Source organism: Microcystis sp. Msp_OC_L_20101000_S702, assembly GCF_007095705.1.
Lineage (GTDB): Bacteria > Cyanobacteriota > Cyanobacteriia > Cyanobacteriales > Microcystaceae > Microcystis > Microcystis ichthyoblabe_A.
The window spans coordinates 1-15,217 of record NZ_SFBO01000158.1; the positions used below are offsets into that span (position 1 = coordinate 1).

16 protein-coding genes and 2 pseudogenes are annotated in these 15,217 nt (G+C 42.5%); 9 read left to right on the top strand and 9 right to left on the bottom strand.

Going from position 1 to position 15,217, the window contains the following annotated elements:
- Positions 1–114: 114 nt before the first annotated feature.
- From eno to acnB, 8 genes and pseudogenes are all read right to left on the bottom strand, one after another.
- Positions 115–789 (bottom strand): phosphopyruvate hydratase, encoded by a 675-nt coding sequence (gene eno / locus EWV60_RS16860; RefSeq protein ID WP_502705830.1) that lies wholly within the window; start codon positions 787–789, stop codon positions 115–117.
- A gap of 332 nt (positions 790–1,121) precedes the next feature.
- Entirely contained in the window at positions 1,122–2,018 is an 897-nt protein-coding gene (locus EWV60_RS16865; RefSeq protein ID WP_287233542.1) for a polyphosphate kinase 2 family protein, read from the bottom strand.
- Positions 2,019–2,196: 178 nt separating this feature from the next.
- Positions 2,197–2,537 (bottom strand): annotated as a pseudogene (locus tag EWV60_RS16870) (XisI protein).
- On the bottom strand, positions 2,530–2,670 hold the full coding sequence (locus EWV60_RS23300; RefSeq protein WP_194015211.1) for an element excision factor XisH family protein: 141 nt from the start codon (positions 2,668–2,670) through the stop codon (positions 2,530–2,532). Before EWV60_RS23300 ends, EWV60_RS16870 begins: the two are co-directional and overlap by 8 nt.
- Before the next feature lie 31 nt (positions 2,671–2,701).
- Positions 2,702–3,661: a hypothetical protein gene (locus EWV60_RS16875; protein WP_287233545.1), complete on the bottom strand. Its 960-nt coding sequence runs from the start codon at positions 3,659–3,661 to the stop codon at positions 2,702–2,704.
- Positions 3,662–3,792: 131 nt separating this feature from the next.
- Complete coding sequence (locus EWV60_RS16880) at positions 3,793–4,059, bottom strand: BrnA antitoxin family protein (protein ID WP_002746336.1); 267 nt, start codon at positions 4,057–4,059, stop codon at positions 3,793–3,795.
- A gap of 225 nt (positions 4,060–4,284) precedes the next feature.
- Positions 4,285–4,491: a BrnT family toxin gene (locus EWV60_RS16885; protein WP_287233548.1), complete on the bottom strand. Its 207-nt coding sequence runs from the start codon at positions 4,489–4,491 to the stop codon at positions 4,285–4,287.
- 139 nt (positions 4,492–4,630) lie between these two features.
- A complete protein-coding gene (gene acnB / locus EWV60_RS16890) occupies positions 4,631–7,240 on the bottom strand; it encodes a bifunctional aconitate hydratase 2/2-methylisocitrate dehydratase (protein ID WP_287233549.1) in 2,610 nt (869 codons plus the stop codon).
- 159 nt (positions 7,241–7,399) lie between these two features.
- Between acnB and deoC the strand changes: the two genes are divergently transcribed.
- The 3 genes from deoC (at position 7,400) to hisG (ending at position 9,770) form a co-directional block, all read left to right on the top strand.
- A complete protein-coding gene (gene deoC / locus EWV60_RS16895; protein WP_287233552.1) occupies positions 7,400–8,077 on the top strand; it encodes a deoxyribose-phosphate aldolase in 678 nt (225 codons plus the stop codon).
- 186 nt (positions 8,078–8,263) lie between these two features.
- Positions 8,264–9,055: an HAD family hydrolase gene (locus EWV60_RS16900; RefSeq protein WP_287233555.1), complete on the top strand. Its 792-nt coding sequence runs from the start codon at positions 8,264–8,266 to the stop codon at positions 9,053–9,055.
- A 67-nt stretch (positions 9,056–9,122) separates the two neighbouring features.
- Entirely contained in the window at positions 9,123–9,770 is a 648-nt protein-coding gene (gene hisG, locus EWV60_RS16905) for an ATP phosphoribosyltransferase (protein WP_287233557.1), read from the top strand.
- Positions 9,771–9,947: 177 nt separating this feature from the next.
- On the opposite strand, the gene chrA is transcribed toward hisG, so the two are convergent.
- On the bottom strand, positions 9,948–11,105 hold the full coding sequence (gene chrA / locus EWV60_RS16910) for a chromate efflux transporter (protein WP_103111247.1): 1,158 nt from the start codon (positions 11,103–11,105) through the stop codon (positions 9,948–9,950).
- Between the two features lie 308 nt (positions 11,106–11,413).
- On the opposite strand from chrA, the pseudogene EWV60_RS23310 reads away from it, so the two are divergent.
- From EWV60_RS23310 to EWV60_RS16935, 6 genes and pseudogenes are all read left to right on the top strand, one after another.
- Positions 11,414–11,527: pseudogene (locus EWV60_RS23310) on the top strand (TIGR03032 family protein); the annotation flags it as partial.
- 93 nt (positions 11,528–11,620) lie between these two features.
- Positions 11,621–12,040, top strand: coding sequence for an element excision factor XisH family protein (locus EWV60_RS16915; protein ID WP_002764234.1), 420 nt, complete (start codon positions 11,621–11,623; stop codon positions 12,038–12,040).
- A complete protein-coding gene (locus EWV60_RS16920) occupies positions 12,025–12,363 on the top strand; it encodes a XisI protein (protein ID WP_002732736.1) in 339 nt (112 codons plus the stop codon). The genes EWV60_RS16915 and EWV60_RS16920 overlap by 16 nt, the downstream gene beginning before the upstream one ends.
- A 479-nt stretch (positions 12,364–12,842) precedes the next feature.
- The gene (locus EWV60_RS16925; RefSeq protein WP_287233563.1) at positions 12,843–13,958 is read left to right on the top strand and encodes a TIGR03032 family protein; all 1,116 of its coding nucleotides are present in this window, start codon (positions 12,843–12,845) and stop codon (positions 13,956–13,958) included.
- Positions 13,959–14,284: 326 nt separating this feature from the next.
- On the top strand, positions 14,285–14,545 hold the full coding sequence (locus EWV60_RS16930) for a hypothetical protein (protein WP_002733873.1): 261 nt from the start codon (positions 14,285–14,287) through the stop codon (positions 14,543–14,545).
- Between the two features lie 5 nt (positions 14,546–14,550).
- Complete coding sequence (locus tag EWV60_RS16935) at positions 14,551–14,958, top strand: type II toxin-antitoxin system VapC family toxin (RefSeq protein WP_002761361.1); 408 nt, start codon at positions 14,551–14,553, stop codon at positions 14,956–14,958.
- The last annotated feature ends 259 nt before the right edge of the window (positions 14,959–15,217 follow it).

The following is a 15,217-nucleotide window of genomic DNA, read 5'->3' on the forward strand; positions in this document are numbered from 1 at the left end:
GTCGGAGAGGCCGCCTTTAGCGGGAATCCGATAGAGAGGTTCGTAGTTAACCCAGTACGGGTCAAAGCGTACAAAGCTAATTCTAGATGCAATATTTGCGTACAGAATTAGTAACTATCCTGCCTTGTCAATTCCTTCTAGAATTAGCTCGATGGCTTCTACATTGGACTTAAGGTCAGGGGCAAAGCCGCCTTCATCGCCGACCCCGGTACTACAACCTTTTTGTTTCAAAATTGATTTCAGGGCGTGGTAAACCTCTGCCCCCATGCGCAACGCTTCAGCAAAGGTGGTAGCACCGACGGGAACTAGCTTGTATTCCTGAAAATCAACACTGTTGTCGGCGTGAACTCCACCATTGAGAATGTTAAAGCAGGGAGTTGGCAGTAGAGTCGCCTCAGTGCTGCCAAGATATTGATAAAGGGGTTGACCCTTAGAAGTTGCTGCCGCCCTGGCCACCGCCATTGAAACTCCCAGAATGGCATTAGCGCCCAAGTTCGCCTTAAATTCAGTGCCGTCTAACTCTAGCATTTTCTGATCGACAGCACTTTGGTCAGTGGCATCCATTCCCTTGAGGGCAGCAGCGATCGCACCATTGACGTGGGCCACCGCTTTGAGAACGCCCTTGCCACCGTAGTGAGTAGGATCGCCATCCCGTAATTCCAGAGCTTCCCTACTCCCCGTAGATGCTCCAGAAGGTACTGCCGCTCGACCCTTGCTCTTGTCCGTCAAAATGACATCAACTTCAACCATCGGATTGCCACGAGAGTCGAGAATTTCTCGGGCATGAATGGTTTAAATGCTTGTGTTCATCGGTTTTACTCCTATTTGATTAGAATATTCAAGGGCATCTAGTCTGCCCTCAGACAGACCCCCAGACAAAATAGCTCTGCGGGCTTTTGTCGCTGGTCATGGATTCGATGATTCTAATGTTCCCCCATCAAAATAGGGTTGCACAACAATCCATGCACTCTCCCCATTTATATACCAGTTTTGTTATTTTATAGTCATTTCAGAAGGGACTAGGGGAGATTCAGCTAATCTAAGGATAGGCGGTTAACATACGTCTTAGCTTATGACCGATTTTCTGGCAATTATCGCTTTTTGGGGATTTTCTTCCATTTTTAATCCTGCTCATTTTCCAGGATTTCTTTGGCTTTCAGTAAAGCTTGGCGATGTTCTTCGGTGACGGTGGGATATCGTAAACCGAGGGATTCGAGGGTGTGATAAATAACCGCCCCCACAGCTAAACGGGTAAACCATTTGCGATCAGCCGGGATAATATACCAGGGGGCCCACTCGGTACTGGTATGATTGAATACCTCTTCGTAGGCTTTCGTGTAATCATCCCAAAAAGCTCTTTCTTTGACATCATTTTCGGAAAACTTCCAGTTTTTTTCGGGGCGATCAATTCTTTCTAAAAATCGTTTTTTCTGTTCCCCTTTAGAAACATTGAGAAAGAATTTCAGGACAATAACCCCATTGTTAACTAGATATTTTTCAAAATTATTAATCTCCTCAAAACGTCGCTGCCAAACTTTCTTAGTTCTGTCTTCCAGGGGGAGTTTTTGCCGTTCCAATAAATCTTGATGGACGCGCACGACTAATAATTCTTCGTAGTAGGAACGATTAAAAATGCCGATACGACCCCGCTCCGGTAAAGCTTTATAATATCGCCAGAGATAATCGTGATCTAGTTCTTCAGCCGAGGGAACTTTAAAGCTAAATACCTGACAGCCTTGGGGATTTAAACCCGACATAACGTGTCTAATTGTACCATCTTTACCCGCCGCATCCATGGCTTGCAGATTAATTAACAGAGCATAGGTATCCTGGGCATAGAGTTTATCTTGAAACTCGGCCATTTTTTCGATCCCCTGTTGCAGCAGCAGGGTGGCATCTTCTTTGGTAATGTAGTCTGGCTTAAACCGGGCATCGTAGTCTTTGTGCAGAGAAATTTCTTTACCCGGTGGCACGATTAAGGATTGTAAAAATGCTTGGCGATCAATTTTGCTGACCATGCTCTTCTCCTTGATTATTTTGAGCCCTAAGATTACATTGTAGCACTTTTGCTCGGAAAATACCTAACTCTTGAACCGGCGAGTCAAGGATGAAGTGGCAGCAATGACCGAGAAACAAGTATATTTAAATACTCGATTTTAGCGACTCCTCATCTGACGAGAAAGTAAAGAATAATTTTTAGGCGATCGCAAATTCGGTAAACTGTCGCACTTCGGGAGGTTGAAAAGCTAAAACTATCTCACTGCTGGGAATTCCTAAGCGCATTAATTCCGTGGCGATACCTGCTTCTGTCTCATCTTCTTCCATATAAATTTTGTCATTTTTTAGACGAAGATAAACGGAAATAGCTTTATTTGTTTGCCATTTTTCCAGCCAATATTAAACCAAAGATATTGGCTTCTATTATCGTCAAACATCAATATTTCTTCTATGTCTTGATCGGGTACTTGTGAGAAAATTTCTGCATATTCTGTGAGAATTTTCTTGATTATGTTTTGATAACAATTTAGTTTATCCATTGGACGATTCCTCCTGATTAGTGTCAACAATTAACAATAAAATTTGATACTTTTGCAAGATTATTTGTATGGCAGCTTGAGCGAAAAACTTTTCATAAATTTCTTGTCCGATTAAAAAAATAAAGAAATTAATACATACAAGATATTTATTACAATTTCAACAATTAATCTCGAAAATTGTCCGAACCACAGGTAAGACATGTATCATTATCAGGATCTATGACATTACCCAGACAATCTTCAGCTGTGCAATCTTCCCGCAATACTTCATAAGATTCATTACATACAAGGCAATAAATAGTGTTGCTAGTTGGTTCATTAGGTATTAGTTGAGCTAATCTTGGAATCTGTTCGTCTTCGTAATCTTCCCTAAAACCACTATAACAACTAGGACAGAAATAACGTCTTGTTTTTTTATTAAAATTAAAATATTTATTATTTTCTGAAGGTGTTAATAAATCAATTACAAGGTTTATTTCTAAAGCCAGCCAATTATATAATTCTCTGGTTTCAGGGCTATATAGAACAGATTCAGGTACATTTTGAATGAATTGTCCTCGAATTTTTATCCACGAGTTTGGCTCTATCAAATAATGACAAATTTCTAGAATTTCAACAAACAGCTCTTTAGTTTTTATATATAATTCAGGATCTACAGTGTGCATAATTATATTTCGCTTGCTTCTCAAATCTTCAAATCTTTGTCGAAAGTTATCTGGTAATCGATCAGTCGATACGGTATTATAAACTTTGACTAAATCCTGTGCATCAATTGTTTTAAATTCACTAAAACGGATATTGCGCTCATGAGATTTACTGGGATAATTACTCGGATCTCCTGAAATTAGTAAATACGGGCTAACTGTAGCAATATGACCTTTTAAGAGAAATTCGGTTCCTTGTTGAATAAGGGAAAGGGCTGTACTCAATGGACGTTGTGCTTGTTTCCAATATTGCTCAGATGACAATTGATCGATTACTTCTTCATTCTCATCGCTATAATACACATTATAAAAATATTCCGCAAGTGTTGTAGATAAACTTATCAGCTTATCCCAAGCCAGATTTAAAAAATCAATGCCAGCGGATTTAAAATCATCTCCAGTCGGTACATCTATAATCATAATTTTTCGTACTCACTTTTATCATTTCATTTAAGGCGATTTATTGGTAAATGAGATTGTGTGGCTTTTCATCCCGCTCAAAATGATAGCGAACTTTTTTATTGTGTGGCTTGTACCCGAACTAAACTTGACTATACTTTGTGAGCCTCCGCATAAATCCGTAAAGCGGCGGACATTTTTTGTTCACAATCCTCGCCCTGTGATTGAAACCAAGCTAGGGTTTCGGGATCTACTTGAACAAGAACATTTACTTTCTCTACAGGTTTCCACCACCGCGATTTACTAAAAAACTCCTCGGTTAAGGGCGGAATATCGGATGTGTCGATTTCCTCTTCCGTAAGAGCGTCAACTTTCTCCCAATTCGTCTCGGAGGTATTGTTCATATCGTTTTCGTTCATAGGGTAAAGCTTTACGAAGTGAAATAATACGAATTGTATCTCTACTCGGTTCTGTAAAAACGACAACGGGAGCATCTCACTTACGCGATAAGTAATTATACTTAGCCTAAAAGCCACTCTTAATCGTGTCTTGGAACGAAATAGAGGCTTTTAAAGACTGCGTACATGGAGAATTAAAACAAGAATTACCCTCGAAAAGCCTATTTTTCCACTAAGTATTTATGCTCATTGCAAAGGTGAGATGCTCCCAACGACAACTACCACTCGGCCATCGAGCGTACCGATTCCTATCAATCGATCTTCGCCATAATTTTCTCGTTCGTCAAGGGAAACTCGAATGGGATGTTCAAATATCCGCTGCGCGTCCGCGAAGTCTAGATCGTGCTTGATGATATTCGCTCGGTTCTTTTGTCGATCCCACTCGAATTTCATATTTTTATTTTATCGAGTTGTCATTCCGTATATCGAAAAAAATCCTATAATTGTCGAAAATTCGATCGTTAGAGGGGTCATCTTGATCGAAATCAAAAGAAATCTTTCGCCTCGATCGAAATGACCCATAACCGGTCAACTAACTTAAAACACCAGAAGGAATCCCTAAGATATCCTCAATCTTAGGTAAATCTTCTAGGGGAATTACCCGGCCTTCATCCTCAAAACCAGCGATTTCATTAAAGTTCAAATAGCGGTATAACTCGCTGGCAAAAGGATTAATTTTCTCGGTGACAATTGCGAGGTATTCCTCGACGGTGGGAATGCGTCCTAGCAGCGCACAAACCGCCGCTAATTCTGCGGAACCGAGATAGACTCGCGCATCTTTTCCCATGCGATTATTGAAGTTACGAGTCGAGGTAGAAAATACCGTCGCTCTGTCTTCAACCCGCGCTTGATTACCCATACAAAGGGAACATCCAGGCATCTCGGTGCGCGCCCCAGAAGCGGCAAAAATGCCGTACATTCCCTCATCGCGCAATTGTTTTTCATCCATGCGGGTGGGGGGACAAATCCACAGTTTAGCCTTAGCAACTCCCGCTCCTTCTAATATCTTAGCGGCGGCGCGATAATGACCAATATTAGTCATACAAGAACCGATGAACACCTCATCAATTTTATCCCCGGCGCATTCCGACATTAACTTGATATTATCGGGGTCATTGGGTGCCGCGACAATGGGTTCTTTAATCTCGCTTAAGTTGATGGTGATAATATCCGCATATTCGGCATCCTTATCCGCCTCCATCAGGACGGGATTAGCTAACCATTGTTCCATTTTTGCTACCCGACGTAGGATAGTTTTGGCATCACTATAACCCCGAGCTGCCATATTTTTTAACAGAGCCACATTAGAGCGTAAATATTCCGCCACTGTCTCGGTACTTAACTTAATCGTACAACCAGCACAGGAACGTTCCGCCGTGGCATCGGTTAACTCAAAAGCCTGCTCTAATTTCAAATCCGGCAGCCCTTCCATCTCCATAATGCGACCGTTAAAAACATTTTTTTTGTTCTGTTTTTCCACGGTTAATTTGCCCTCTTGCATGGCAACGTAGGGAATAGCATTAACAATATCGCGCAGAGTTACACCTGGTTGTAATTCCCCCGTAAAACGCACTAAAACCGATTCCGGCATATCCAAAGGCATTACTCCCAAAGCGGCCGCAAATGCCACTAAACCCGACCCCGCAGGAAAGGAAATTCCCAGGGGAAAACGAGTATGAGAATCGCCTCCAGTCCCCACCGTATCCGGCAATAACATCCGATTTAACCAGGAGTGAATAATGCCATCTCCCGGACGTAAAGCCACCCCACCCCGGGTAGAGAAAAAGTCTGGTAATTGGTGATGAGTTTGAATATCAACCGGTTTCGGATAGGCTGCCGTGTGACAGAAACTCTGCATGACTAAATCGGCGCTAAAACCTAAACAGGCTAACTCTTTTAACTCGTCTCTGGTCATCGGACCAGTGGTATCCTGAGACCCTACCGTAGTCATAATCGGGTCACAGGAAGTACCCGGCCGCACCCCGGGTAAACCGCAAGCTTTGCCGACCATTTTTTGCGCTAGGGTGTAACCTTTACCCGTGTCACTAGGCATAGTGGGACGGGTAAATAGGGTACTAGCCTCAAGTCCCAAGGCGTGACGGGTTTTATCGGTGAGACTGCGACCGATTAAGAGGGGAATACGACCGCCGGCCCGCACTTCATCCAGAATTGTCTCAGGTTTGAGGCTAAAAGTGCTAATAGTTGCGCCCGCTTCGTTGGTGATTTTGCCTTCGTAGGGATAGATTTTAATCACATCCCCCGTGTTCATTTGGCTAACATCGCATTCAATCGGTAAAGCGCCGGAATCTTCAGCAGTATTAAAGAAGATAGGGGCGATTTTACTACCTAAAATATAGCCACCAGCACGTTTATTAGGTACAAAGGGAATATCATCGCCGATATGCCAGAGAACCGAGTTAATTGCCGATTTTCGGCTGGAACCAGTCCCAACCACATCCCCCACATAGGCGACCGGATGGCCTAATTTTTTCAATTCGGCAATGGTTTCTAAAGACCCCGGTTGACGGGTTTCTAACATTACCAAGGCATGGAGGGGAATATCGGGCCGGGTGGTGGCATGGGGAGCGGGAGATAGGTCATCTGTATTGGTTTCTCCCGGGACTTTGAAAACGGTGACGGTAATTTCTTTAGCAAGTTTCGGTTTAGCGATAAACCAAGCGCCATTGGCCCAAGCATCGATGACCTGTTTAGCATAGGGATTGGTGTCGGATAATTCCAAAACCTCGTTAAATGCGTCGAATACCAGCAGGGTTTTACTTAAAGCGCTGGCAGCGGCGGCGGCGATATTAATATCTCTGGATTTCAGCAGTTCAATCAGAGAATGAACGTTATAACCACCGACCATGGTTCCCAGTAAGCTAACCGCACCTTGGGGAGAGATAACGCTAGATTTTATTTCACCTTTGGCAATTCCTGTTAAAAATCCCGCTTTAACGTAGGCCGCTTCATCAACTCCGGGGGGAACACGGTCACGCAGCAGGGTCAGCAATTCTCCTTTGAGTTCTTCGGACGGATTTTTGAGTATTTCGCATAATTCCGCCGTTTGTTGAGCGTTGAGGGGAAGGGGAGGGATACCTAATTTCGCTCGGTCGGCAACGTGCTGATGATACGCTTCTAACATAGGTCTATTGTCTCCTAGTCTTCACTTGTGACGGTTTCTTCCTAGGTTACTGGATTTTTGCTAGTCTCGGAATTTCTAGGTTAGCGAGAGATGACTTTATTGTGTGACTTCCATAAAATGAGAAAATAGCGATCGATTGACTATATTGAGGCGTAGATAATGGCTATCACCGATTCTGATCTAGATTTAGCACAATATATCGACCATTCTCTCCTCATCCCCACCGCCACCAGGGAACAATTAGAGGCTTACTGTCAACAGGCTGATCAATATCATTTTCCCACCGTCTGCGTTTATCCCGCCGCCGTTAAGCAAGCGGTGCAGTTACTCCACGGCAAAAAAACTTTAGTTTCTACCGTGATTGGTTTTCCCGCAGGGGCCACTACCTCCGCAGTTAAACGTTATGAGGCTTTAGAAGCCGTAGATAATGGTGCCAAGGAGTTAGATGTGGTTATTAATCTCGGTTGGCTAAAAGATGGGAAATCTGAGCAATTATTCCAAGAAATTGCTAGTATTTGTCAGGAAACCGGCCAGACGGTAAAAGCGATTCTGGAAACCTCGCAACTAACAGACACCGAGAAACGTTTAGCGGCGGAGATTTGCATGGATGCAGGAGTGAGTTATCTAAAAACCAGTACCGGCTGGTTTGGAGGTGCAACGGTTAGCGATGTGAAGTTTCTCAAGGAAATTAGCAAAGGCCGAGTAGGAATTAAAGCATCCGGCGGAATTCGCACCCTAGAACAAGCGATCGCTCTTATCCGGGCCGGGGCCACCCGTCTGGGAACTTCCCGCGGTGTCGATTTAGTCCGTCAGCAAAAAGCCGCTTTTGAGGAATAATACTAAATCCTGTTTAAAAGGTATAGGAAAGTGGGGTGTGGGGTAGTGGGGTGTGGGGTAGTGGGGTGTGGGGTGTGGGGTGTGGGGTGTGGGGTGTAGGGTAGTGGGGTAGTGGGGGGATGGGGAGAATAAATAGAAATAATCTCCTGTCTCCTTAATCCTGTCTCCTTAATCCTGAAAGCTAAAATGATGACTGACAATATAGATAAAAATAAGGAGGTTTATTTGCCGATAATTCGCTGTGGTAATCGAGAATTTAGAGATATTCAAGGGATTGTTTTTGATAAGGACGGTACGCTAGAGGATTCGCGAGCTTTCTGGTACGATCGAGCTATAGCCCGGATACAAGCCATTGAATCACAAATCCCTGGTTTAGAGTCTTTATTAACTAAAACTTTCGGTATTGGGGCAAATAGTCTCAATCCTGCTGGTTTAATGGCAGTGGGCAGCCGCAGAGATAATCATATCGCCGCTGCCGGTTGTATTGCTTCCACTGGTCGGGATTGGTTAACGGCCATGGCGATCGCAAAAGCGGCCTTCCAAGCGGCCGATGAAAAGGTTCCCCCCCGCTTAAATCCCCTCTATCCCCAATGTTTAGAAGTAATTCGTTATCTGCACGCGGCCGGTTTACAATTGGCGATTCTTTCCTCCGATACCACAGCACGAGTTGAGCAATTTGTCAAGGAAAATTGCCTATTAAATTATGTTAAAATTGCCTGGGGCTGCGATCGAGGTTTAAGTAAACCCGATCCCTTATTATTGCAAGAAACCTGTCAAGCTTTGGGGACCCCAGTGGACAAAACCCTGATGGTGGGGGACACTAGGGCCGATTGGGAAATGGCTAAACAGGCAAAATCAGCAGCTGCGATCGCAATTAGTTGGCAACCAGAAAACCATCAAGATTTACAATTAGCTGATGTGGTCATTAGAGAACTTACTGCCATCTCGGTTATCAGAGGCGAATTTTCAGTTCACTGATTACTGATTACTGATTACTGTTTACTGTTCACTGAAAAACCCCACACCCCAATTCATAATTCCCTCTATGCTAACAATTGCCTTACCGAAGGGTGCTTTACTAAACGAAAGTATCCAAATATTTCAGAAAATTGGCTTAGATTTTAGTGCCTTTCTTGACTCAAAAAATCGCCAATTACAGATTACCGACCCCACTAACCAAGCGAAAGCGTTATTAGTCAGAGCCACAGATGTACCAGTTTATGTAGAATACGGTCAGGCACAATTAGGCATCGCCGGTTATGATATTTTATTGGAAAAATCTCCCGATGTGGCTAATTTAATTGACCTAAGATTTGGTTATTGTCGGATGTCGGTAGCTGTCCCGGCTGATAGTCCCTATCAAAGTCCCTTAGATATTCCCCATCACGGTAAAGTTGCCTCAAAATTTGTCAATTGTGCTAAGGATTATTTTCGTCGTTTAGATATTCCCGTCGAGATTATACCTCTCTATGGTTCCGTAGAATTAGGCCCGATTACGGGGATGTCAGAAGCGATAGTTGACCTAGTTTCTACCGGTCGAACTTTACGCGAAAATGGTTTAGTAGAAATTGCCGAATTATTTGCTAGTAGCGCTCGATTAATCGCCCATCCTCTAAGCTATAGACTAAATCGCGATCAGATTTATAACTGGGTAGAAAAGCTCAGTTTAACGAATCAGCGCCCCCCTTATTAAAGGGGGATTAAGGGGGGATCAGCACCCCCCTTATTAAGCGGGTATCAAGGGGGGATCAACCCTTATTAAGGGGGGATTAAGGGGGGATCAGCGCCCCCCTTATTAAGGGGGGATTAAGGGGGGATCAAAGGCAAAATCTATCTTAATATTCAATTAGAACCATTGACTTATTTCCCCCTAACCTAATTGTTTTAAGAGCAACCCAATAAGCGCACCAGCAATAATTAACCAAGTAGAATTAACCTGAAAACGTAGTAAAAGAATACCAGAAACAATAGATAGAATGATAGCCAATAAATTAAAAGGTAAATTCCCGTAGGGTTGTAACCAAGTAGCTAGAGCTAAATTAAAAATTACTGCTACCATTAAAGCCACGGCACTAGCATTAATTGCATCTAAAAAAGCACCCGCCCAAACCGATTCTCTCAGCTTAGGAATGAGAGGATTAAGTAATAAAACAAAGATAAAAGAAGGAAAGAAAATCGCTAGAGTTGCCACAATTGCCCCCGATACTCCTAATATTTGATAACCGATAAAAGTGGCTGTAGATAACACCGGACCAGGGGTAAATTGGCCGATAGCAATAGCATCTAATAATTGTTGTCGGGTTAACCATCCTCTCCCCTGCACTAAATCCGCTTCTAAAAAGGCAACTAACACATAACCACTACCAAATAAAACACTACCCACCTTGAGAAAAAATAGCCCTAATCCTGTTAATGTCGGTGGGATATTGCTAGGAGCAGCAACCGCCGTTGCACCGCCTATTCCTGCCACAATCAGGGGGAAAGTAGCGAATTTTTTTAGGATAAACATCCCGATAATTCCCCCTAACAGTAAAGCGATAATTTCATTTAAACCTAAGATTAATAATCCGATAACTCCCAATCCGATGAAGAGTAATTGACGGGTTTTCAGTGCCTTTTTGCCTAAGCGCCAGAGGGCCTGAAAAATCACCGCAATTACTACCGGTTTAATCCCCGCAAAAATCGGAGCCACATCCGGTAAAGTCCCGTAGGTAGTATAAATCCAAGCTAGAAAACCCGTAATTAACACCGCAGGAGTGATAAAACAAACCCCCGTGATTATTAAACCCGCTAAACCACCAAAAATATAACCGATATGAATAGCCATTTCCGTGGAATTAGGACCAGGAATCAGATTAGTTGCCCCCACCAAATCGAGAAATCGCTCCTTAGTCATCCAACCGCGACGCTTAACCACTTCTTCCTCCATTAAAGCGATATGGGCAGCCGGACCACCAAAACCGATAATGCCGATTTTGAGAAATAAAAGGGCAAGTTGCGAGAGATTGGGAGGCGATGAAGTCAGCATTTTCTGATTACCAATAGTTTTTCTAGAATCAAGTTTATATCCAAAAGAATAAGCTTAAGTTAAATTCTTGGCTAGATTTCGTCAATTCCAAAATTCCATAATTGCAAAAGTGTTTTACACAAACTCAATTATAAATATTTAATGCTCCCGTTCAAGTAAATTTGATACAAAAAAAGTTAAGAAAACTTTATAAATAATATTGATTAATTTGTCTATAATAGAACCCATTAATGCCAACTGAAACCATAATAAACCATAGACAATAATCAATTATCACAATCGATTCTAATCCATGCAAAAAAAACTCTATGGACAGCTTGCCGCCTAACACTAACCAGTTTTCAGATACCCAAGAGCCAGCAGCGAGTCCATCTCAGCGCCAAGCAGTGCCGGTCAATTATCCCGAACTGCTACCGGAATTGCTGTAGGCACTCGTCTTTTGATTTTTACAAGAGGTCTTGAGAACAGAAAAATTTGCTATACTGCTGATTAGAGTATTTATCCTCTGAATTTTTGTGTCTGCAAGAGATATTTACCACGACACTGTAAAACTTGCTTTAGAGAAGGACGGGTGGGCAATCACTCACGATCCTTTTCCACTTCAAATTGGCAAGAAGCGTTTATCCGCTGATTTGGGAGCAGAACGCTTAATCAGTGCGGAGAAAGAATTGCGGAAAATTGTCGTTGAAGTGAAAAGCTTTGTAGGACAGTCTGACGTAAAGGATTTACAGCAAGCTTTGGGGCAGTACGTCTTGTATCGTCAAATCCTTAACGAGATGAAAGTTGAGCGAGTTCTTTATCTGGCCATATCTCAGCCAACTTTTAACAGTGTTTTTAGTATAGAATTAGGGCAGGTATTGCTAAAGAATCAGATTGTGAAATTAATTGTCTTTGATGATGAAAGTGAGGTAATCGTGCAATGGATACCCGATTAAAATATCAAGGTATTATTAAGACTGTTCTCCAGAATCATGCTAACTATCGTGCTACTTTACCTGATGGCTACACTTCTCAGGTTATATTTGATGATGAACGAGGACATTATCTAGTTTTAGATTTCGGTTGGAGTGGCAATAAGTATCTCCATGCAACACCAATTCACCTTAGCTTGGTTGTCGATAAAGTCTGGATTCAATGTGATGAAACGGAGGAAGGCATAGCTACTGATTTGATGGAGGCAGGTATTCCCAAAGAAGATATAGTCCTGGGTTTTCGTTATCCTAAAATACGCAAATATACGGGATTTGCTGTGGCTTAGTGACCAGAAATGTTGAATCTGTGTATAAAACTTTATACACAAGCTTAAATTGCAAAAGTGTTTTATACAAACTCAATCATAAGTATTTAATACTACCGTTCAGGTAAATTTGATACAAAAAAAGTTAAGAAAACTTTATAAATAATATTGATTAATTTGTCTATAATAGAACCCATTAATGCCAACTGAAACCCATCACCACCCCCCTTATTAAGCTATCCCTTATAGGGATCTTTCTTAACAATTTTTGCAGTAAGCACTCCAACCCTTATCCTGACTTGATTTCAGTTTTTTCTTTGTCAGTAAGGGTGTCAACAAGGAAGAAAGATGTGACTAAAGGACAGCTTATTAAGGGGGGCAAGGGGGGATCAAACCTTATTAAGGGGGGCAAGGGGGGATTAATTAGAACCCCTTAGTCAACAAACCATAAACAATAATCAATTATCACAATCGATTCTAATCCATGCAAAAAAAACTCTATGGACAGCTTGCCGCCCAAGACTAACCAGTTTTCAGATACCCAAGAGCCAGCAGCGAGTCCATCTCAGCGCCAAGCAGTGCCGGTCAATTATGAGTACAGCCTCAATCTGCCGGAATTACTCAACCAGCTTGACCTCTCAGTGTTGATTTCCACCTACCAAGCGGGACGAGTGGCCAGCATTGGCACTTATAAAGGACAAATACGGGTGAGTTTCGCCCATTTTGACCAAGCAATGGGTTTAACCCGAACCGCTACCGGAATTGCTGTGGGCGCTCGTCAGGCAATTTGGAATTTACCCGCTAATCGAGAGATTGCCCCCCAGATTAAACCGGAAGGGGAACAGGATATCGCCTTTTTGGCCCGCTCCTCTCACCTCACCGGTCCGATTATGGGTCATGATTTGGCCTTTGGCAGTAATCGCCTTTGGGTGGTCAATACCCTATTTAACTGTCTGGCAACTATCGAAGGAAATTGGAGTTTTCTACCCCAGTGGAAACCGCCCTTTATTACCGAGTTAGTCCCCGGAGACCGCTGCCACCTCAATGGCTTGGCTATGGCTGAAAATAGCGGCACTCCCGTATATGTAACGGCATTGGGGGAAACCAACGAGGAAAGCCTCTGGCGAGAGAATAAGGCCCAGGGCGGATGCTTAATTGATGTGGCTAGGGGAGAGGTGATTTTGCGGGGTTTAGCCATGCCCCATTCTCCCCGTCTTTACCAGGGTAATCTCTATTTCCTCAATTCCGGTTATGGAACCTTGAACCGTTGGCATCCCCAAACTGGTAGCACGGAAATCGTGGCGGAATTGCCCGGTTTTACCCGGGGTTTAGACTGTTGGGAAGGTCACGCCTTTGTCGGGTTGTCCCAAATCCGGGAAACTGCGATTTTTGGCGGTTTACCCCTGGATGAGCGACGTAATCAATTGCGGTGCGGGTTGGCTATTGTCAACCTGGCTACCAGTCAACTGGTGGCGACTTTTTGGTTCAATAGCGGCGTGGAGGAGGTTTTCGCCGTCTCCGTCCTCCCGGGCTACCGCAACCCGGCGCTAATTGGACCAGATAACGACCTCGACGGCACTCAATCGGTGTGGATGGTGCCTTCTTTAGGGACTTAATTGTTTACTTTTCACCCTATTATTCAGGAAAAAATCATGTCAACTCCTTAAAATGACTAACCCTACTATCTTAGAAGAGCTACTAAAATTAGCAGCTACTGCTAATTCTCTCGCAGAATTTAAGCAGTCTTTGGCAAAAATCAATATCTAGAAAACGGGTTTCTTGAAGAAACCCGTTTTCTGGACTTATGGCGAATCACCTGAATCAGTGAACAGTTGTTAGCCTTTTGGTAACTGATTCAGGTAATTGCATTTGCGTCTCTTGGTTATAATTCACAAACAGGCTATAATGTTAGTAAAACAACGTTAATCTCTAAGGTTTATCAATGACTCAAATATTGATCGAAATTCCCGACGAATTAATATCTCGTTTGCAAGAACAAAAATCCTCGGTTCAAGAGATTGTTATCAAAGCTTTGGAAAATTATGTTCAAGCTGAATTACCAGATATTACTAAGACTCGTACTTGGGAACTTTGTGGAAGTTTAGAAATTGTCCAACCTGAGCCTAAATATATTATCGGACAAGATAATCGGGGTCAAGTTGTAACTAACTACGCTGAAAACATCGATGAAATTATTTATTAAAAATTGTGGACAAAGAAATTATTGTTGATACGTCTGCTTTAATTGCCTTTTTTGTCAAATCTGAAACTCATCACGAAAGCGCTCAAAAATATTACTTAGAAAATCCTCATAATAATTGGATTATTCTCGAATCGGTATTCGATGAAACTGTGACTTGGATTCGGAGCAAGGTATCTAGTCGAGCCTCAATCCAAGTGGGTCAAATACTAAGAGAAGATCATCGTTATATCAATGTGTCAGATAGCGATGATCTGGCAATATGGGAAGCTTTCTGTAAGTACAATGATAAAAAATGGAGTTACACAGATTGTTCTATTTTAGTTATGGCTCATCGTTTACAAATATTTAAGGTATTCGCTTTTGATGATCATATTCGTCAAATGGCCGGATTAGGAATTGTTTGTGTCCCATAAACTAATAAAAATACAATTTATGAACGTCGTTCAGATTGCATATCTTGCAACAACCCACGAAACTGAGAAAATGGTTTTTTCAAGAAACCATGAGAAAACGCCTATTTAGAAACCCGGTTTCTTGTATAAATGTTAATTTTTGTTATAGAAACCTTGAAAAATTCGGGATTGTTTGCACAAAATAGTCGCATTAATCTTTTGCGGTTAACGTCATGACTTCTACCCTTTTGCCGAGCCTTTCTGCTGTTGACGATGTTTT